Here is a 19,283-nt window from a genome sequence, read left to right on the forward strand (position 1 = left end):
GTTAAAATTTGAATGAAACAATACAGCCCATTGTTTTAAAAGAAGGAAGATTGAAAAAATCCAATCCTCGACCATTGTCCGTATCATAAAAACTCTGGTTAGGATCTACGCCTTTATTAGCCTGCCACAGCAGAATATTATTCACATACAAAGTAATTTTCACAAACTGTTTACTGAAGTTCACTGGAAAATTGGCAGACAGGGAAATATTATTAATTCTTATATAATCTGCCTTTTGAATATACTGTTCTGCAACGCCTGTAAAACCGTATCTCGACCATCGGTTCTCCTGAACATTCTTGTTCGGATCATAAAAATCGACAGGAATCTGACTGACATTTCCATTGGCCTGTACGCCCTGAAAAACATAATTTTTTATATTTCTCTCTTCTCCGGATCCATAAGAACGACCATAATAATCCAGTACAGCCTGCGTTCCGTTCCACAGCTGGCCGCCTTTTTTCCATTCCCAGTTGATATCCAGAGAAAGATTTTTATAGTTGATTGTATGATTGAATTTCATGACAAAATCGGGAGTAGGATCTGCAATAATTTTCATCCCTGCAGCTTTTTTGGGATATCCGAATTCATCAATGATAAGCTGACCTTCTTTATTCCGTTCAAAATAGCTTCCCATAACAGCTCCGAGAACCTGGCCTTCCGAGAGTGTTTTATAAATATCTTTAAATCCGGAAACCGCAAGATTCTGATATTCCGGAGTAACTCTGTCCACAATATCTCTGTACTTGAACCATGAAATTTTATTGCTGGTATAAAAATCCTGGCCAAGATAAAGACGGTCATATGCAAAGTTGAATTCAAATCCGTGGTACGTATGATCTACCGTATTTTTTAGCTTCAACAGGCCGTCTTCAAACACGGGAAATATATCATCCGTTATTTTTTTACTGAAATACTCTCCTTCAAAACTGATCTTATATCCTATATTCAATCTTCCCCCGGCTTTCCATTCTTTGGTATTGATATTGGAAAGTCCTCTGTAACTTTCGACTTCCTGTATTGGGAAATACTGATAAGAATTTTCTGCATTCAGTAAAGTGGTAGCATAAGAAGCATATGATCTTGTAATCTCTGGCTCCGAGCTCAATTGAGTATACCCTCCCAGGATCTTAAAATCATAATTTGACCAGTTGAAGATCCTTCTAAAATTTAAATAAGCACCTGCTTTTGGAAGCCAGTAATTGTTTTTAAGGGAAGTATTGGAAATATAGAATGAATTTCCAAGATTAAAATCTGCCTCAAAATCAGAATAATAATCACTAATATGCATATTATAATTAAAAATATAATCCTGCGAAGTTCTCTGATACAGATACTTTTTGTTTGTAAAGCTATTGTATACATCAGATTTTCTGTCATTTAAAATAAAATTCAGACTAAAATCATTCTTAAAATCATAGCCACCCAATGAATAACTTCCCATGATGTTGGAATGATACAGCCTGTTATTTTGTGTCCTTTCATTCCATATCCCGTTACTGAAACCATGAGTAGACGGCTGATACTGATCCCTGTTTTCTATAGTGTTGTTTTCATAAGACTGGTTGAGATTCAGTTTAAAATCACCCCATGTTTTATTGGCATTAAAACTATACTGCCGCTGATTGTTCTGATAACGGTACTTGCTGTCCTGAGTAAAAAGATATACAGGATTATCTGCATATTTGCTGTAGCTTCTCTGTGAGCCGTTATTCAAAAAAATCTGCTGATCGTTTGAAAAAGAAACAGGCGTCAGCAATGAATTCTGATACACACGATTAAAGAGCCCTATTCTATTGGTATTTGTAGCTTTATTATCCTGATAATTAAAAGCAAAATCAAAAGTGTATCCATGAAAATTTTTGCTCAGTTTAGCTTTAAAAGTATTGATAATATCATACTGGTCTATAAAGTACATCTGATTTTTCTGCTGCCCCAGATTCAGTGAAAGTCGCGTTTTTTCTACATAATTTTCTTTTACAACTGCATTTACACTAAGCTGGTTATTGTATCCTACCGTTGTTTTGAAAAGATTATTGTTATACTTTTTGGCATTCCGAAGGCCATCTGCCCATGGAACCAACCTTCCATTCTGATCGTATTCATAAGGTGAACCATCAAATCCCAGAGAGGAAATATCCGGTCCGAAACTGAACATTTCATTGGTTTCCGGTCCTCGCCAAATTAAAGTTCCATTTTCTGATCTACCCTGAACATACCGATCCTGAGTTTCCGGAATATTGTTTCTGCTTTTAACATCCAAAGAGGTAAGGAAGTTCCCATTTAAAGTGAGTGTTCTGTGATTTAGTTTTTTTAACGTAAAAGTTTCGTCATTCTTTTGGTTCAGTTTTCTTACTTTATCAAAGTATTTGTTGGATCCCTTACCGAGAGTCGTTATCGCTTTTTCTATGCTGAAATCGTCCTTGTTTTGTTTTGAAGTCAGGCTGTCATAAACTTTACTGTAAATATTTTCTACATATTTCTTCTCTGTTTGCTGTTCCAAAATATCTTTTAATTCTCTCAGCTGATAGTTTGTTATCACATGGCTGTTTTTACCCTGATTCCATACCAGAGTATCAAAAGGTTTGGCGGCTATAATGGCAAATCCTTTTTCGTCAGTCAATTCATAAACTCCACTGTTTTTATTATGGATCTTTAAAAAATTCTCTGATTTATTTTTTGAGTTTAAAAATTTCCCTGAGTAATATAATTGTGAGTTTTGAGCGTGAAATACAGTAATAGTAAATGGAAGCAGCAGCAAATAATTCTTTTTCATTGGTGATTAGTATGCTTAAAAATATGAAAAAAGAAATTTCCGGGGAAATTTCTTTTTTCAACTATAGTTAGTTTTTAATGATCTTAAATGTTTCCCAGTTTCCATCCGTAAGAACACGGATCAGATAAACACCTTGTGGATAAGCAATTAAATCAATTGTGTTTTTACCTTCAGGCAGTTTTTCTTTTCTCATAATAATTTTTCCTGCAAGGTCATATATAAATAGCTCTTCTATAGATTTCCTGGTTTTCACCTGCAATACACCTTTTGTAGGATTCGGAAATATCACTGTTTTGCTATCTGTATGATTCCCTATTTCTGTTTCCATTTTTTTATTGATATTATCGTTGGAAATTCCTGTACTGCAAGCCGGAAGAACAGCTCGTTGAAGAATTAACCGTAGTAATAAATCGTTAAGCTTTTCAATTTCATAAGAATCGATGGTAGGTTTTATATGACTGTCTCCGATTCCGCTGTCGTCGGTAAGAAATGTGTAGGTTCCATTCGTCAGCAAAGCGAAAGTTCTCATGAGATATTCTGTCTGTTTATCTATACCGCTAGCTGCTAAAGGAATGATAGTTATTCCTTTTTGGGCTGCGCTTTTTATTTTATCATACAGTTTTTGTATATTTTCCTCTGTTTGATGGGGAGGAGCATCCAAAATCAAAAACATAATCTTTGTGGAATTTCCATCTGTCCATTTCAGTTCATCAATAGAAACCTGCATTGCTTCTACGACAGCTTCAGGAGTATCTCCGCCGCCTGAGGCATTTTGTTCTTTGATAAAACCGATCAGATCTTCCGCATGATCTGAAAAATCAAATTTCCGGGTAATGTATTCATCGCCTTCATCTCTGTAAAATACTGATCCATATCGTACTTTTGTATGGGGTAATTTTTTTTCAACGTTTTTTAAGACATCCAATAGTTCTGATTGCAGATAAGAGATTTCATCTCCCATAGAGCCTGTGGCATCCACTACAAATGCTAAATCTAAATTTCGTTTTTCCAGGCAGGGCTTATTCAATATAATTACATTCTGTCGGTTTTTAAACTCCTGAAGATTGGAACTGATGACCTCCCCAAAACCGTCTGTCAAATAATATTTTTCTGAAACTGAATTTTTATCCGTAATCGGCGAAATCCATAACTCTGCATTTCCCAAATTATCTGAAACAGCTTCCCAAATTACATTCTTATATTCATCCAACAATTTTACTTTCTGGCCAACAACCGGTTTCTTATCTTGATTAACCAGCTGAACAGAAACCCTCCTGTCAGGGAAAAACTTCCAGGTATTTTTATATTCATCCAAGGTAGGAACCGCAATATCTTTCCAATAATTCCATTTTGAAAAATCATTGACTTCTCCTGCTGTAAGCTGTCCTGCTTTTGGAAGTTCTTTTTCCGGCTCCTCAAGCTTTTTCTCACTTTTGTCAGAAGCTTCTCTAAGTTTTTCAATTTCTTCTTTGGATAAGCCTTTAGTCGTAATTATAACAACTCCATTACTGGCCTTGCTTCCGTATAAAGCACTGCCTTCAGTACCTTTTAGCACTTTTATTTCTTTAATATTTCCGGCTTCCAATACATCAAAAAAGCCAGATTTATTTCCTATTACCACTCCATCAACCACATATAGTGGAATGGAAAAGCTACCATCAATACTTTTTGCTCCTCTTATTGATATACCCTCTTTTGTTTTGGCAGATGCAACTGCGATTCCGTGTACTTTTCCGCTTAAAGAAGATAATACAGCAGAGGGCTTCATAGGCACTTTATCAGTAGAAGCAATCGTTATTGTGGAAGATGATGTTACCATCTCTTTCTTAACTTTTCTACCATACCCCATGACAACGACTTCATCTATATTCGTTTCTTTTAAACTATCATGATATATTCTAGGTAAAGCTGTTGTTATTCTAGGAGGAGCCTCTACAGCTGGAATACTGCAGGTATGTCGAGATGTGTACACATCTATTTCTACAACTGATGGAACCTGATGTACCAACGGAATAGGTAATGATTCTTCTTTTCTGATATTCTCCTTTATTGTGCGGTCTATTTTGGCAATATCTTTTTTGTTAATAGGACCTCTGAGGGTTTGGCTTTCTACTATTAAAGGTTTTGCAGTTTCTTTTTTATTCACAAAATAAAATACACCCATCCCGATGACCAGACTTGCAGCAATACCATATGGCAGCCAAAGAGGAATGATTCTCTTTTTCTCTTCTTTTTTATCTAATTTCTCTTCAATTTCTCCCCACACTTTTTCAAAACCAGGAAAAACTGTTGGTTCTTCTGAAAGCTTAGAGGCTTCATTGAATTGTTGATCTATATGATTATTTTCCATTGTTGTAAAAGTTTAGATATGTTGATTCGCTAGAAGTTCCTGCAATTTTTTTCTTGCAAAATTGAGCTGGGATTTCGATGTACCTTCACTGATAGAAAGCATGGCAGCTATTTCTTTATGAGGATAACCTTCAATCGCAAAAAGATTAAAAATGGCTCTGCAGCCTTCAGGGAGAAAGTTTAGCAGGTTCATCATATCTTTTTCAAATGAGAGATTTTCTACGCTGGCTGTGGAAGGTGGAATGTCATTTTCTTCCAAAGAAATAAAAGAGGTCTTATTACTTCTCAGTTTTTGCAAACATTCATTCACCGCAATTTTTTTGGCCCACGCTTCAAAAGTTTCAAGGGTCTGTAGCTGGTTGATCTTCGTGAAGATTTTATAGAATGTATCGGCTAATACTTCTTCAATATCTTCATCATTTTTCAAATAGCGTCTGCAGACTGAGTAAAGCCTGCCCGCCATTTTCTCGTAAACCACCCGCTGTGCTTTGCGGTTGCTACGCTGGCATTCCAATAATAATTCTCTTTCCATAGTCAGGAGTTATATTATAGTAGATGCGGCTTTTTTTATAAAGGTTGGAAACATGATCAACTTTTTTTCAAATAATATGTCATATGAATAAACAAAGAAAGCAAATGGAGAACAGAAAGCAAAGAAGCTTGTGTATCATATCATGTGATTGGTTTTATTAGTTATATATTTTTTCATAAAAAATTCATTTCAAATTTAACTTTTCCTCTTGTAACATATCTTTACTATGAACGACTATTAATTCAAATAATCTTTTTATAGTAATGAAAAACGCGAAAATTGCATCATTACTTTTTGTTTTGTCTGCAGGAAGTATGATGTTTGCCCAAGATGACTTGATCAACAAGTTAAAAAACAACCACTCACAAAATGCTAATTTCCAGTTCACAACGTTAAAAGACGTTGGCGCAACTTCTGTAAAGAACCAAGGTTCATCAGGAACTTGCTGGAGCTATTCAGGAAACTCTTTCCTTGAATCTGAAATGCAGAGGATGGGCAAAAAGCCTGTAGATCTTGCTGAGATCTTCACGGCAAGAAATTCTTACCATGATAAGGCGAAATTATACGTTTTGAATAATGGAGCAATCAGCTGGGGTGATGGAGGAGAGCTTCATGATGTAATTAATATGTACAAAAAGTACGGAGCTGTTCCACAAGATGTGTACACAGGTTTGAAATCTGGACAGACGACCAACAACTTTAAGGAGATGCAGGGAAAACTGAAACCAGTTCTTGACAGCCTTGTTCAGGCATCTTCAAAAGGGAAGCTTACTGATAACTGGATGGATTCTGTGGATGCCATTCTTGACGAATATTTAGGAAAAGTACCTGCTAATTTCACTTATGAAGGGAAAAACTACACTCCAAAAACATTTGCTAAGGAAGTGGTAGGAATCAACCCTGAAGATTATGTGGAATTATCTTCGTACAAAGATTATCCTTATTATCAAAAATTTGTTGTTCCAATTCCTGATAACTGGAGCCACGATTCTGACTGGAATGTTCCTATGAAAGATCTTACTGCCATTATAGATAATGCGGTAACTAAAGGATATTCTGTAGGTTGGGCAACCGATGTTTCTGAGCCTTATTTCTCTTATAAAAATGGAGTGGCTTACGTTCCGGATATGGATCTAGACCAAATCAATGCTGAGAATAAGCAGACTTTATTCACAGAACCTAAGAAAGACAAAACGATTACTGAAGATATGCGTCAGAAAGCTCTTAACAACCTTTCTACAACGGATGATCACGGTATGCACATCGTAGGTTTGGCAAAAGACCAAACAGGTAAAGAATATTATATGGTGAAAAATTCTTGGGGTGTAACCAACGATTTCGCTGGATATCTTTATGTAACAAGACCTTACGTTGAGTATAAATCTACGGCGATCCTTGTTCACAAAAATGCTATTCCAAAAAATATTTTGAAGCAATTGAAACCAACTAAGAATATTGGTTTGTAAAAAAATCACTTCTACTGTCTTAATGATGGCAGTCTAGATATTTAAATCTGTTAAACCCCGCTCCCGAAAATTTCGGGAGCGGGGTTGTTTTTATGATAAAATATTTCTTTCAGCCAAAGGTTCTTTGTATATCACTTTAAAGTACTCACAAACCATAGGAATATCAGCCGAAGGTCTTTTTCCGATGCGTTGACATTCAGACTGAATATATTCCAGATAGATTTCCCGCCAGTCACTTAAGGTTCTGTCACCTTCTCCACAATCAAAAGCAAACTGATTATTTATCTGATCAAAAGGAATAACCGTTAATTCTGTAGTTTGAATAATACAAACCGGACAGTCATCAGAATCTGTAATGATATTATATTCTCCGACAGAAGGAATCGGGGTATTTTCATGCTCATAAACCCAGAGCAAAGAACCGGTAGCAGTTTTAAGTCCAGAAATAACAAGATCTGCAATAGATGTAGCGTCTTCTTTTCCTCCAAAATGAAAGAAACCCGTTAATTCGGGCAATTCTGAAGAACTATTATTTAAACTGTCTGTAAACTGTTTCCAGTATGTTGTTATTTGAGACATATGCTTATTGTTAAGAATATAAATATAACAGTTTCAGCAAAGCAATTACTCAATAAAACCTATATTTCAAATGAATGTGCAAAGTATTGTCTAATTTATAAAAAATATTATATTTGTAGGAATCAACAAAATATTATTCATGAAAAATCTAATAAAATTAGCAAAACGTGATTTAAAGAAAATCAATGGTGGAAGTGCTCCTAACTGTCCGGAAGGAACTACAGCGTGCTATATTCCAGGAAGCAATGGAATCCCTCCACGTTGGAGATGTGTACCAGATACCATGGAATGCCCATAAGATCGTCAAACCCATTTCTGAATTCGGAAGTGGGTTTGATTTTACATTGATACCACTCTGGTTATTGCTGTATAATTATTCATATGCTGATCAAAAAAATGACGGGCTTCCAGAAAATCTGAAAGCCCGTCGTTTAATAAATAGGTGAAAATTAAATATAAAATAAAGTGAATTATGATAATTTAATACCAGGAATGAATGATGGATTTTGCCTTACCAGCCATAAAATATGCTGTTAAAAAAAATGACGGCAAAGCAAATTCTCTACTCATTATTGATATTAAAATAATACGCCCATACTTTCTGCTGAAAAGTCAAGAAGCGCTTCTGTATTTCCTTCTTTGATCTTTTGTACCCACTGATAATCCTGTAAAATCGCACGGCCAACAGCCACAAGATCAAACTCTTCATTATCAAGTCTTCTGATCAATTCTGTTAAATCTGTTTTTTCTGTTCCCTGACCTGCAAAAGCATTTAGGAAGTCTCCGTTCAATCCTACAGACCCAACAGTAATAGTTGGCTGACCTGTGATTTTTTTAGCCCATCCTGCAAAGTTTAAGTCAGAACCTTCAAATTCAGGTTCCCAGAAACGACGCTGCGAACAGTGGAAAATATCTACGCCCGCTTCTTTTAACGGTAACAACCAGTCTTCCATTTCATTAGGAGTAAATGCCAGTCTGGTTTTATAATCCTGCTGTTTCCATTGGGAAAGACGGATAATAATAGTGAAATCCTCTCCTACTGCTGCTCTGATGGCTTTTACTACCTCTACAGCAAATCGGCTTCTTTCTTTTAAGGTTTTACCGCCGTACTCATCCGTTCTTGTATTGGTTACTTCCCAGAAAAACTGGTCGATAAGATATCCGTGAGCCCCGTGAATCTCAACAACATCGAAGCCTAGATCTTTGGCAGATTTTGCAGAAGCCGCAAACTGAGCAATCGTATCCTGAATATCTTCAATAGTCATTGTAGAAGCCTTCTCCATAGGAACCAAAGGATACTCTTCTGACATCCTCGTATCTCCTACGTGCCAGATCTGAGGTCCCATTTTACCGCCATTGTGGTGAACGGCATCAATTACATTTTTCCAGCCGTTTAAAGCTTCAGTTCCATAGAAATCGGGAATATTCTGTAAGTTTTTTGAGCCGGGTCTGTTGATCACAGTTCCTTCTGAAAGGATCAATCCCACTTCAGAAGCCGCTCTTCTGCTGTAATAGTCAGCAATATTCTGTGTAGGAACTCCATTATCAGATTGAGCTCTGGTCATAGGAGCCATTACGATTCTATTCTTAAGCTCTAAATTCTTATATTGAAAAGGTTTAAATAATGATGATGTACTCATATTTAATATTGTATTTTATAATTGTTACACAAAGTAACTAATAATAGTTCACTTTTGTATCTTTTATTAAAAAAATAGTGGTAACTTCGCAGTAACTTACATTAGTAACATGAAAGTAACATATGAAATTCCGGTTTCATTTCCACTTTAACAAAAATTCTCTTTATGAAACAGAACGAATTAATGCAATACAGCTGCCCGCTAGGTAAAGCAATGGCCGCACTGGGGAGCAAATGGAAACCCATCATTGTATTGGTGATTAAAGACCGAAAATTACGTTTTGGAGAGCTTGCTGTACGCATTAATGTGATCTCCAGAAAGGTATTGACCGATCAGTTGAGAGAAATGGAAACTGATGGTCTGGTGATTCGGGAAGAGTTTAAAGAACTTCCCCCAAGAGTAGAATATTCCCTTACAGAAAAAGGGCTGGCTTTGCTACCGATTTTATATCAATTGGAAGAATGGGAAACAAAATATCATGTTTATGATCCTGATAAAGCAGAGGATTGTAAAACTCTTTTAGAACAGAAAAAAATGAAAAAAGCGGTCAATATCTGATCGCTTTTTTTGTGCTTAAAATTGAATCTAATATCTAGCCACTTTCAAAAAGGTAAGTATAGAACGAAAAGGTAAGTATATAGGTTCAACACTATTTCTGATACAACTTTGCAGAAAAATTTTAATTATGAATTACAAAGACATTGCAAAAGAAACGATTGGGAATCTATATAAAGCCCACAATAGCATCCGAAAATCAGGAATTGATCAAAAACTGATTGCGTTAGTAGAACTTCGGATATCTCAGATTAATGGCTGTGCTTATTGCTGTAGTTATCATGCTAAAGAATTATCTGATTTCGGCTTTGAACAGGACATCATTAACAGGCTCCCAGGCTGGAAACACACCCAAGTCTTCAATGATCAGCAAAAGCTTGTTTTAGAATGGGCAGAGGCTGTTATTTACAGTAAAGATAATTGGCAACAAATAAAAGCAAAGCTGATAGATCAATTTACAGAACGAGAGATTGTAGAACTTACAGCAAGTATAACTCTGATGAATACTTTGAATAAACTGAGAATTACTTTAGCGAAGGGAGATTAATCAATAAAGAGGTGCCCATATGTACTTATTTTTATTTGGGAATTGATAATTTATTAAGTTTTATTTGAACGCTTTCATGATAACTACCATTAATATAATTCACAAATCCTTTTTTTATAACAGCTTTTGAACCTGCTTTAGGAATTGAATCTTTATATTCAAAATAAAGGGTATCATGTTTTAAACCATAACTTCCGGTATACACATCTTTATCTCGCATCATTCCTTGAGAGATAAATTCGAAGCTTTTATCATCATACATTTTTAAATACATCCAGCCTAAAGGAGCTTCTCTGTCTGCCAGCAATACTTCTTTTTTATCCTCTGTTTTACAACTTATAATTAATAGCAAATATAAGAGTCTAGTTTTCATGGTTTATCATTGAATGATTCAAGCAAATATAAACTAAAAACCGCTCCCAAAAGGAAGCGGTTTTAAAATTTATCTAAAATCCCAATTAGAATATCGCTGGATATTTCTGAGGATTTGTTTCATTAAACATTGCATAGATTTTTTCTACCATATCGTCTGTAGATGGCTTACTGAAATAGTCACCATCACTTGCATACGCCGGTCTGTGATCATTTGCAGAAATCGTCAACGGATCTGAATCCAGGTATCTGAAAGCTTTCTGTTTTTCAAGGATCTGCTGTAGAATAAATCCTGTAGTTCCTCCTTCTACGTCTTCGTCAATTACGACTAATCTGTTGGTTTTCTTAACGCTTTCAGCAATTTCGTGAGATAAATCGAAAGGAATTAAAGACTGAACATCAATCACTTCTGCAGAAATTCCTAATTTTTCTAATTCATTGGCTGCTTCCGTTACAATTCTCCAAGTAGAACCATATGTTACCAAAGTGACATCTTTTCCTTCTTTCGTTACTTCAATTTTACCTACCGGAACTGTGAATTCTCCTAAGTTATCCGGTTGTTTTTCTTTCAGTCTGTATCCGTTCAGGCACTCTACGATGATTGCCGGTTCGTCAGCCTGAAGCATGGTATTGTAGAATCCTGCCGCTTTTGTTAAGTTTCTTGGCACTAACACCAAAATACCTTTTGAAAGGTTAAGAATCCCTGCCATTGGAGAACCTGAATGCCAGATTCCTTCCAATCTGTGTCCTCTTGTTCTGATAATCAGCGGAGATTTCTGTCCTCCTTTGGTTCTGTAATGAACAGTTGCTAAATCATCACTCATTCCCTGTAAACAGTAAAGAACATAGTCTAAATACTGAATTTCAGCAATAGGTCTCAATCCTCTCATGGCCATACCAATTCCCTGTCCAAGGATCGTTGCTTCACGAATTCCTGTATCAGCAATACGCAATGCACCGTATTTTTCCTGCATTCCTTCCAATCCCTGGTTTACGTCACCGATGTTTCCGGTGTCTTCACCAAAGATTAAAGTTTCAGGATATTTTTCAAAAATTTTGTCAAAGTTATTTCTGATCACTACTCTACCGTCTACATCTTCAGAACTGTCGGAATAAACAGGCTTGATTTCTTTGATGTTTTCAGCTTTCCACTCAGACTGAGAGTATAAGTGAGAAGAATAGTTATCTTTTTCAACAGCCGAAGCTTCGTTGTACTTCTGCATCAATTGATTTCTCTCTGCAGAGTTGGTTCCTCTTGTTGCCAGTAAAGATTTTCTCACCAAATGGAAGATATCTTTTTTAGCTTTTGAAACCAATTTGTTAAACTGAGCGATATATGTTTCTACTTCAGCATTCTGCCCTTTAAGGTTTTCTACTAAAGGTAAAATAGACTGAATAAGTTCTGTAATAGCTTTCTGATAGTTTTCCCAAGCCAATTTTTGACCTGTCTTAGCTGCTTTTTTGGCTTCTTCGTCAATAGCATCTAATTCTTCAGCAGTAGCAATTACTTCCTCTTTTCCGTCAATTTCGATAGAATAATTCAAAATCCATTCTTTGAATTTCACCAGTCCGTCGAACTCAGCTTCCCAAGCTAAACGTTCTTCGTTTTTATATCTTTCGTGAGATCCTGAAGTTGAGTGTCCCTGTGGCTGCGTTACATCCACAACATGTACTACAACAGGTACACTTTCTGTTCTTGCAAAATGTTCTGCTTTCGCATAAGCATCCAATAATGCAGGATAATCCCAAGCTTTCACCTGAATAATCTCACATCCTTGGTTTTCTCCTTCTTTTCTTTGGAAACCGCTCAACATCTCGGTGATATCACCTTTAGCTCTTTGATTCTTTGTAGGAACCGAAATTCCGTACCCGTCATCCCAGATTGAAACAATCATAGGAACCTGAAGCGCGCAGGCAGCATTTAATGTTTCCCAGAAATGACCTTCTGCTGTAGAAGCATCTCCAATGGTTCCGAAAGCAATTTCATTACCTTCTCTTGAGAATTTCTCAGAACCCTCAAATTTTACGCTTTTATAGATCGTAGAAGCCTGAGCCAATCCCAATAATCTTGGCATTTGCCCTGCTGTAGGAGAAATATCAGAAGAAATATTTTTCTGTGCTGTCAAATCTTTCCAGCTTCCGTCTTCATTTAAACTTCTTGTTGCAAAGTGCCCGTTCATTTGTCTTCCCGCAGAGGCAGGCTCTCTTTCCACACTGGTATCTGCATACATCTGTGCAAAGAAACTTTCTACTGTAAGAGCATCTATTGCCAATGCAAAAGTCTGGTCTCTGTAGTATCCTGAACGGAAGTCTCCATTTCTGAAAACTTTCGCCATGGCCAGCTGAGGAAGTTCCTTACCATCCCCAAAAATTCCGAATTTAGCTTTCCCCGTAAGTACTTCTCTTCTTCCAAGATAAGACATTTCACGAGAGATCCTTCCTAACCTGTAATCTTCAAGTATCTGATTTTTAAAATCTTGAAAGGATATTTGCTGTGTTTCAATATAGGTTGTTTGCATAGCTAAGTAAAAAAGTTTTTATTCTTCAAGTATTTTGCTAATATACAATTTTTAAATTAATTTTAATTTTTAATAATTTTTTTTAAAAATTTGATAATAAATAAAATTGTGCTTTACTTTGATAAAATTTGTAAAGATGGAAAAAAAATCGCCCCATATTTTGAATGCTTCGAGCAATCTTTTAGGGTTTTCATTGATTATTATCACATCTTTGAAAATCGCCAGAATAAGTCAGAGTACGTATCTGGATGAATTTGCAGGGTTTGCCTGTATGCTTTTTGCCTGCAGCTGTTTTTTTTCGTTCCTGGCGATCAGAACAGAAAATAAGAAGCGGGAATACACGTTTGAGACTATTGCGGATTATTTATTTTTAATCGCTTTATTTTGTATAGTTCTAGCCGTTATAATTGTAACCCTAAAGATAATTTAATTTAAAATTTTCGTTCAATTACATAATCAAGCATAATATGCAACGATTTTCTGGCTTCAGAATCAGGGAATTCATTAAGAATATCCTTCGCCTTTTGCTGGAAGTCTTTCATCACGGTAATTGCATATTCCAATCCTCCTGAGTTTTTAACAAATTCAATAAGTTCTTTCACTCTCTTAGGATTGTTGTTGTAGCGTTTAATGGTATCGAAATAATATTTTCTGTCCTTTTCTCCTGCTGTTTTCAGCGTATGAATTAAAGGAAGGGTCATTTTTTGTTCTTTAATGTCAATTCCGACCGGTTTACCAATCACATTGGAACTTAAATAATCGAAAAGGTCATCTTTGATCTGGAAAGCCATTCCTGTATAGGTACCGAAATCCTGCATTTTTTTCGCAAGAGCTTCGTCTGTACTGTTAGAAAGGACACCAATTTCACAGCATGCTGCAATTAACGTTGCTGTTTTCTGACGGATAATTTCATAATATACATCTTCGGTAATATCCAGTTTTCTAGCTTTTTCAAGTTGAAGAAGCTCTCCTTCAGACATTTCACGGATGGTTCTGGAAATGACTCCCAGTAAATCATAATCTTTATGATCGGTAGATAATAATACTGATTTTGATAAAAGATAATCTCCTACCAAAACAGCAATCTTATTCTTCCATAAAGCATTGATTGAGAAAAAATTACGACGCTTAAAACTTTCATCTACGACATCATCATGCACCAGAGTAGCGGTATGAATGAGTTCTATCATAGAAGCTCCGCGATACGTTTTTTCTGTCACACTGCCCACCAGCTTAGCACAAAGAAACACAAACATAGGGCGCATCTGTTTCCCTTTTGTGGTAACAATAAAACGGGTTACTTTATCCAATAAAGCTACTTTACTCTGCATTGATTCATAAAACTTCTGTTCAAAAAGCTTCATTTCATCATTGATCGGTCGTTTAATCTCTTCTACTGTATTTGCCACAATCTGCGAATGCTGGGTGAATAATTATTAATTCTCACAAAGATAATTTTTTTCGCTCAATTTTAAGATAAAATTAATCTTTGAGTTGCTCTTTTGGAATAAAATAGAATGATGGTTTTGTACTTCCCAACGGAGATTTGAACTTTTCACCTGAGATATACATCCCGGTTTCATCTACTGCAATTCCCTCAATTTGACCTATTGACAAGGCACTTCCAAGATAATACCGTTTCGGAGTTTCCTTAAAAAACACCCCCGGTTCTGTTTCTGTAAAAACATTTAAAAACACTTCTGTCTTTTTCGTATATCCCACCAGATATAATTTATTTTGAAAATACGAAGCATCGGTGACAACAAAACCGGTTGTATAAGTTTCTGTTTTTACAGCATCCTGCTTTTCATAGGTTTCAGGATTAATGGTATAATGAGTTGTCGCTTTTGAGGTCCATTCTTTGGTAAAAAGATGAATTTTTCCATGGGCAAAAATCATGGCTTCTGCATCAAAGTCGGTATGCAAATATCCCGAAATATAATCTTCCTGTTCCGGGTACTGAAATTGAATTTTGCCGATCTGATCATTTTTGAGACTGTCATTAGAAACAGGGATCTTATAGATTTCAAGATCTTTTCTTCGCCCGTTATTATTTCCAAAATCTCCTATATAAAAGTGGGTTCCGTCATTGGTGAGAGCTTCCCAATCTTTGTTCTTTCCTTTAACTTCTAAAATACGGACGATTTCTCCCGTCGTTCTGTTGATTTCAAATAATTCAGGATTGTTTCCACTATCGTTGAAGGTGTAAAGCTTTCCGTTCAGAAAATTAAGCCCTGAAGTCTCTTTTATTCTATCGTCCAGATGGCTTACTCTGTACTTTTTTATCTTCAGATAGTCCAGGCGTTGTGAAAATGCCGATTGAGCAAGTATTAAAGTAATAATCAGGACGAATTTTTTCATACAACAAAAATAGGATTTTCTTCTGAGTTCAGAGGTTGGAAGGTTTTCGGATATATAAATCATACGGTTTATAGACTGATTACCTTTATTTATCTACAATAGAAAAACGGGCCAAAATAGCCCGCTTTTCCCTTAGATTTCTATTGATAATAACCAGAAGTTAAGCCGTTTTCTGCTCTTTCTGATTTTGCTGTTGTTCTTTCTTTTTAGCCTGTTTTGCAAAATACTCTTTTTGGTATTGCCTTACCGTTTTTCCTGTTCCGTCATGTCTCCATCCCGGCGAATTGAAAATATAATTAATTCTGTCTGTGAACTTTAATCCAGGCTGTTTAAGATCTTTCCAGATTTTTCGCCATTCATAAAATAAAACAGTATCGGGCCTGTTATCCGGCATTTTAGGATAAATACCATATTTCACCGGAATATTCGGGTCTTCTTTCTGAAAAGTGCCAAATATTTTATCCCAAATGATCAGACACATTCCCATATTCTTATCCAGATATTTTACATTACAGGCATGATGTACACGGTGATGAGAAGGGGTTACCAAAATATATTCCAAGAATCCCATAGTCTTCACGGTCTGTGTATGTACCCAAGTTCCATAGACTTGTCCAATTGCATAAGCCACCATGATGTGCCAAGGATTAAATCCTAAAAAAGCCAGTGGTGAAAAATATAAATATCTGTAAAGAGGTTGTAATACCGGGCTTCTGAAACCTGTGGTAAGATTAAAGTATTCTGAGCTGTGGTGCGTAATATGAACTGCCCAGAAAGCTCTGGAACGATGATCTACATAATGCAGCACATAATAGGCAAAATCTGTGATGATAAAACAAGCCAGTAAGTACCAAATACTAAGATCCCATGAAAAAAGTCTGTGATTGTAAAAGAAAAACATCACTCCCATCGCAAACGCTTTCATGATCAAATCAAGGCCAAAATTCATCAGTGCCAGATAAACATTGGTTGCCAGATCTTTACCACTATATAGTTTCGCTTCTGAAACATGGCTGTAAATCATTTCGGCTAAAATAACTGTAGCATGCAATGGAACAGCCCAAGCATACACGTGTTCTAGCCCATCCTCGCTCATTAGAAAATCCATCATCACAAAATAATTTTTGCAAAGGTAGGGTTTTAAGAGAACTTTAAGAGTTTTTTAAGGAAATTTTAATCTGCATTTTTGTTGGCAAGCTGTCCGCAAGCTGCGTCAATATCCCCTCCACGGCTTCTTCTGACCATTACTGTAACGCCTGCATTTTCAAGCTGGCGAATGTAGTTTTCTTCCGCCTGTTTGTTGCACTGGTCATATTTTCCGTCTCCGATTGGGTTGTATTGAATAAGGTTAACTTTAGAAGGAACCTGTTTACAGTACTTGATTAGCGCTTTAATATCTTCATCTCCATCATTGATTCCTTTCCATACACAGTATTCAAAAGTGATTACAGAACCCGTTTTCTGATACCAGTACTGAAGCGCTTCCATAATATCCGTTAACGGAAATTTGTTGGAGAAAGGCATAATCTCATTACGCTTGGATTCGATCGCAGAGTGAAGGGACAACGCCAGTTTCACACGCAGCTCGTCATCTGCAAGCATTTTGATCATTTTAGGAATACCGGATGTAGAAACGGTAATTCTTCTTGGAGACATTCCCAAACCTTCAGGCTGGGTAATTTTCCGGATCGCTTCCACTACATTTTTGTAGTTCATCATAGGTTCTCCCATTCCCATGAATACGATATTGGTAAGCGGTCTTTCAAAGTACATTTTACTTTGGCTGTCAATCAGGGCAACCTGATCAACAATTTCGGCAACTTCAAGATTTCTCATTCTTTTCAGTTTTGCCGTTGCACAGAATTCGCAGTTCAATGAACAGCCTACCTGTGAAGAAACACAGGCTGTGGTTCTTGTTTCTGTTGGAATAAGAACAGATTCCACCATCAGCCCGTCATGAAGTTTCACTCCGTTTTTGATGGTTCCGTCCGAGCTTTTCTGAAGCAGATCTACGGAAACAGGATTAATGGTATACTCCTCTGAAATTCTTTCACGAAGAGATTTCGAAAGATTCGTCATTTCATCAATCGAATGGAGGTTTTTGCTCCATAGCCAGTCATAGACCTGTTTCGCACGAAACGGCTTTTCTCCTAAAGATACAAAGTAGTCTTTAAGCTGGTCTAGTGATAATATACGGATATCTTTCATTTCAGGGTATATTGCAGATCTTAGGTACAGGTTGCAGATAGTATTACCTACAACCTATTACCTGATATCTTTTTTTATAGGATTAACATTGCGTCACCGTAAGAATAGAATTTATACTTTTCTTTTACAGCTTCTTCATAAGCGTGCATTACAAAATCTCTTCCGGCAAATGCAGCAATCATCATAATCAAAGTAGACTTCGGTGTGTGGAAGTTGGTGATCATTGAGTTCGCTACTCCGAAATCGTGAGGCGGATAAATAAATTTGTTTGTCCAACCATTGAATGCAGAGATTTTTTTGTTTGAAGAAACAGAAGTCTCTAATGCTCTCATTGTAGTGGTACCTACTGCACATACTCTTCTGTGAGCATCTACCGCTTTGTTGATGATAGCAGCATTTTTCTCATCAATGATGATCTCCTCAGACTCCATTTTGTGCTTAGAAAGATCTTCTACTTCAATAGGATTGAAAGTTCCCAAACCTACGTGAAGCGTTACTTCAGCAAAATTGATTCCTTTAATTTCCAATCTCTTCATCAAGTGCTTAGAGAAGTGAAGACCAGCTGTAGGTGCAGCTACCGCTCCTTCTACTTTAGCGTAGATCGTTTGGTATCTTTCTGCATCTTCCGGCTCTACTGCTCTTTTGATGTATTTTGGAAGTGGAGTTTCTCCTAATTCTTTTAATTTAGATCTGAACTCGTCGTAAGAACCGTCGAATAAGAATCTTAATGTTCTTCCTCTTGAAGTTGTGTTATCGATAACTTCAGCTACCAAAGACTCATCTTCTGTAAAGAATAATTTGTTACCAATTCTGATCTTTCTTGCCGGATCTACCAATACATCCCAAACTCTGGTTTCTTTGTCAAGCTCTCTTAACAAGAAAACTTCAATTTTAGCACCGGTTTTTTCTTTATTTCCGTAAAGACGTGCAGGGAAAACTTTAGTATTGTTGAAAATGAATAAATCCTCTTCATCAAAATAATCTACTACATCCTTGAATAATTTGTGCTCGATAGTTTGTGTTTTTCTATCAAGTACCATTAGTCTAGCTTCGTCTCTGTGCTCTGATGGGTGTTCTGCCAATAATTCCGCAGGAAGATCAAAATTAAAATCTGATGTTTTCATTTTTTAAATTACGGTTTAAAAATTACTGAAATTACATGGTGTAATTTTCGGAGTGCAAATATACGACATTGGACACCCCTTTGTCAAGTATTATTTTCAATCAAATATAAAACCTTGATTTTACAGAGCATTTCAAAGTCGAAAAACCCTATTTTCAGAGGGGTTAAAATTAAATATGGAAACGATCAATACAATCTATTTCCTTCATAATCTGTTTTCTAATGGTCATAAAACTTTCACATTCTACTGATGTGG

Annotated in this window: 17 protein-coding genes; 5 read left to right on the forward strand and 12 right to left on the reverse strand. The window is 36.2% G+C overall.

Translation table 11 applies throughout. The features are described 5' to 3' along the window. Position 1: 1 nt before the first annotated feature. The 3 genes from ACL9RH_RS10160 to ACL9RH_RS10170 form a co-directional block, all read right to left on the reverse strand. Entirely contained in the window at positions 2-2,776 is a 2,775-nt protein-coding gene (locus tag ACL9RH_RS10160; RefSeq protein ID WP_422693249.1) for a hypothetical protein, read from the reverse strand. Positions 2,777-2,843: 67 nt separating this feature from the next. Continuing rightward, entirely contained in the window at positions 2,844-5,126 is a 2,283-nt protein-coding gene (locus tag ACL9RH_RS10165) for a T9SS type A sorting domain-containing protein (RefSeq protein WP_422693250.1), read from the reverse strand. Between the two features lie 12 nt (positions 5,127-5,138). Further along, positions 5,139-5,657, reverse strand: a complete 519-nt coding sequence (locus tag ACL9RH_RS10170) for an RNA polymerase sigma factor (RefSeq protein WP_422693251.1) — start codon at positions 5,655-5,657, stop codon at positions 5,139-5,141. 263 nt (positions 5,658-5,920) lie between these two features. Between ACL9RH_RS10170 and ACL9RH_RS10175 the strand changes: the two genes are divergently transcribed. Then, positions 5,921-7,123: an aminopeptidase C gene (locus ACL9RH_RS10175; RefSeq protein ID WP_422693252.1), complete on the forward strand. Its 1,203-nt coding sequence runs from the start codon at positions 5,921-5,923 to the stop codon at positions 7,121-7,123. Between the two features lie 90 nt (positions 7,124-7,213). On the opposite strand, the gene ACL9RH_RS10180 is transcribed toward ACL9RH_RS10175, so the two are convergent. Then, positions 7,214-7,702, reverse strand: coding sequence for an ASCH domain-containing protein (locus tag ACL9RH_RS10180; RefSeq protein WP_422693253.1), 489 nt, complete (start codon positions 7,700-7,702; stop codon positions 7,214-7,216). Between the two features lie 139 nt (positions 7,703-7,841). On the opposite strand from ACL9RH_RS10180, the gene ACL9RH_RS10185 reads away from it, so the two are divergent. Next, on the forward strand, positions 7,842-8,000 hold the full coding sequence (locus ACL9RH_RS10185) for a hypothetical protein (protein WP_422693254.1): 159 nt from the start codon (positions 7,842-7,844) through the stop codon (positions 7,998-8,000). 280 nt (positions 8,001-8,280) lie between these two features. Here ACL9RH_RS10185 and ACL9RH_RS10190 read toward each other — a convergent pair whose 3' ends face one another. After that, positions 8,281-9,342, reverse strand: coding sequence for an NADH:flavin oxidoreductase (locus tag ACL9RH_RS10190; protein WP_422693255.1), 1,062 nt, complete (start codon positions 9,340-9,342; stop codon positions 8,281-8,283). 165 nt (positions 9,343-9,507) lie between these two features. Between ACL9RH_RS10190 and ACL9RH_RS10195 the strand changes: the two genes are divergently transcribed. Both ACL9RH_RS10195 and ACL9RH_RS10200 read left to right on the forward strand, forming a co-directional pair. Further along, entirely contained in the window at positions 9,508-9,900 is a 393-nt protein-coding gene (locus ACL9RH_RS10195; protein WP_422693256.1) for a winged helix-turn-helix transcriptional regulator, read from the forward strand. A 127-nt stretch (positions 9,901-10,027) separates the two neighbouring features. After that, the gene (locus ACL9RH_RS10200; RefSeq protein WP_422693257.1) at positions 10,028-10,444 is read left to right on the forward strand and encodes a carboxymuconolactone decarboxylase family protein; all 417 of its coding nucleotides are present in this window, start codon (positions 10,028-10,030) and stop codon (positions 10,442-10,444) included. Positions 10,445-10,475: 31 nt separating this feature from the next. Here ACL9RH_RS10200 and ACL9RH_RS10205 read toward each other — a convergent pair whose 3' ends face one another. Beyond that, positions 10,476-10,817, reverse strand: a complete 342-nt coding sequence (locus tag ACL9RH_RS10205) for a hypothetical protein (RefSeq protein ID WP_422693258.1) — start codon at positions 10,815-10,817, stop codon at positions 10,476-10,478. Between the two features lie 85 nt (positions 10,818-10,902). Continuing rightward, on the reverse strand, positions 10,903-13,335 hold the full coding sequence (locus tag ACL9RH_RS10210) for an alpha-ketoacid dehydrogenase subunit alpha/beta (protein WP_422693259.1): 2,433 nt from the start codon (positions 13,333-13,335) through the stop codon (positions 10,903-10,905). A 136-nt stretch (positions 13,336-13,471) separates the two neighbouring features. Here ACL9RH_RS10210 and ACL9RH_RS10215 point away from each other — a divergent pair, with 136 nt between their 5' ends. Beyond that, positions 13,472-13,765 carry a hypothetical protein gene (locus ACL9RH_RS10215; RefSeq protein ID WP_422693260.1) on the forward strand — a complete coding sequence of 98 codons (294 nt, stop codon included), beginning with the start codon at positions 13,472-13,474 and terminating at the stop codon, positions 13,763-13,765. Between the two features lies 1 nt (position 13,766). Here the strand turns inward: ACL9RH_RS10215 and ACL9RH_RS10220 are convergent, their stop codons facing one another. The 5 genes from ACL9RH_RS10220 to queA form a co-directional block, all read right to left on the reverse strand. After that, a complete protein-coding gene (locus ACL9RH_RS10220) occupies positions 13,767-14,744 on the reverse strand; it encodes a polyprenyl synthetase family protein (protein ID WP_422693261.1) in 978 nt (325 codons plus the stop codon). A 73-nt stretch (positions 14,745-14,817) separates the two neighbouring features. Further along, the gene (locus ACL9RH_RS10225) at positions 14,818-15,696 is read right to left on the reverse strand and encodes a hypothetical protein (RefSeq protein WP_422693262.1); all 879 of its coding nucleotides are present in this window, start codon (positions 15,694-15,696) and stop codon (positions 14,818-14,820) included. Between the two features lie 160 nt (positions 15,697-15,856). Continuing rightward, entirely contained in the window at positions 15,857-16,807 is a 951-nt protein-coding gene (locus ACL9RH_RS10230; protein WP_422693263.1) for a sterol desaturase family protein, read from the reverse strand. A 62-nt stretch (positions 16,808-16,869) separates the two neighbouring features. Further along, on the reverse strand, positions 16,870-17,904 hold the full coding sequence (rlmN, locus tag ACL9RH_RS10235) for a 23S rRNA (adenine(2503)-C(2))-methyltransferase RlmN (protein ID WP_422693264.1): 1,035 nt from the start codon (positions 17,902-17,904) through the stop codon (positions 16,870-16,872). Positions 17,905-17,978: 74 nt separating this feature from the next. Continuing rightward, positions 17,979-19,028, reverse strand: coding sequence for a tRNA preQ1(34) S-adenosylmethionine ribosyltransferase-isomerase QueA (gene queA, locus ACL9RH_RS10240; RefSeq protein WP_422693265.1), 1,050 nt, complete (start codon positions 19,026-19,028; stop codon positions 17,979-17,981). Positions 19,029-19,283: the final 255 nt, after the last annotated feature.

This window comes from Chryseobacterium sp. Mn2064 (assembly GCF_049319685.1).
GTDB lineage: Bacteria > Bacteroidota > Bacteroidia > Flavobacteriales > Weeksellaceae > Chryseobacterium.

Excerpts from the sequence above, each read along its gene's own strand:
- ACL9RH_RS10160 (WP_422693249.1), bottom strand. The coding sequence starts at position 2,776 with ATGAAAAAGAATTATTTGCTGCTGCTTCCATTTACTATTACTGTATTT.
- ACL9RH_RS10165 (WP_422693250.1), bottom strand. The coding sequence starts at position 5,126 with ATGGAAAATAATCATATAGATCAACAATTCAATGAAGCCTCTAAGCTT.
- ACL9RH_RS10225 (WP_422693262.1), bottom strand. The coding sequence starts at position 15,696 with ATGAAAAAATTCGTCCTGATTATTACTTTAATACTTGCTCAATCGGCA.
- ACL9RH_RS10205 (WP_422693258.1), bottom strand. The coding sequence starts at position 10,817 with ATGAAAACTAGACTCTTATATTTGCTATTAATTATAAGTTGTAAAACA.
- ACL9RH_RS10185 (WP_422693254.1), top strand. The coding sequence starts at position 7,842 with ATGAAAAATCTAATAAAATTAGCAAAACGTGATTTAAAGAAAATCAAT.
- ACL9RH_RS10180 (WP_422693253.1), bottom strand. The coding sequence starts at position 7,702 with ATGTCTCAAATAACAACATACTGGAAACAGTTTACAGACAGTTTAAAT.
- queA (WP_422693265.1), bottom strand. The coding sequence starts at position 19,028 with ATGAAAACATCAGATTTTAATTTTGATCTTCCTGCGGAATTATTGGCA.
- rlmN (WP_422693264.1), bottom strand. The coding sequence starts at position 17,904 with ATGAAAGATATCCGTATATTATCACTAGACCAGCTTAAAGACTACTTT.
- ACL9RH_RS10200 (WP_422693257.1), top strand. The coding sequence starts at position 10,028 with ATGAATTACAAAGACATTGCAAAAGAAACGATTGGGAATCTATATAAA.
- ACL9RH_RS10195 (WP_422693256.1), top strand. The coding sequence starts at position 9,508 with ATGAAACAGAACGAATTAATGCAATACAGCTGCCCGCTAGGTAAAGCA.
- ACL9RH_RS10230 (WP_422693263.1), bottom strand. The coding sequence starts at position 16,807 with ATGATGGATTTTCTAATGAGCGAGGATGGGCTAGAACACGTGTATGCT.
- ACL9RH_RS10170 (WP_422693251.1), bottom strand. The coding sequence starts at position 5,657 with ATGGAAAGAGAATTATTATTGGAATGCCAGCGTAGCAACCGCAAAGCA.
- ACL9RH_RS10215 (WP_422693260.1), top strand. The coding sequence starts at position 13,472 with ATGGAAAAAAAATCGCCCCATATTTTGAATGCTTCGAGCAATCTTTTA.
- ACL9RH_RS10210 (WP_422693259.1), bottom strand. The coding sequence starts at position 13,335 with ATGCAAACAACCTATATTGAAACACAGCAAATATCCTTTCAAGATTTT.
- ACL9RH_RS10190 (WP_422693255.1), bottom strand. The coding sequence starts at position 9,342 with ATGAGTACATCATCATTATTTAAACCTTTTCAATATAAGAATTTAGAG.
- ACL9RH_RS10175 (WP_422693252.1), top strand. The coding sequence starts at position 5,921 with ATGAAAAACGCGAAAATTGCATCATTACTTTTTGTTTTGTCTGCAGGA.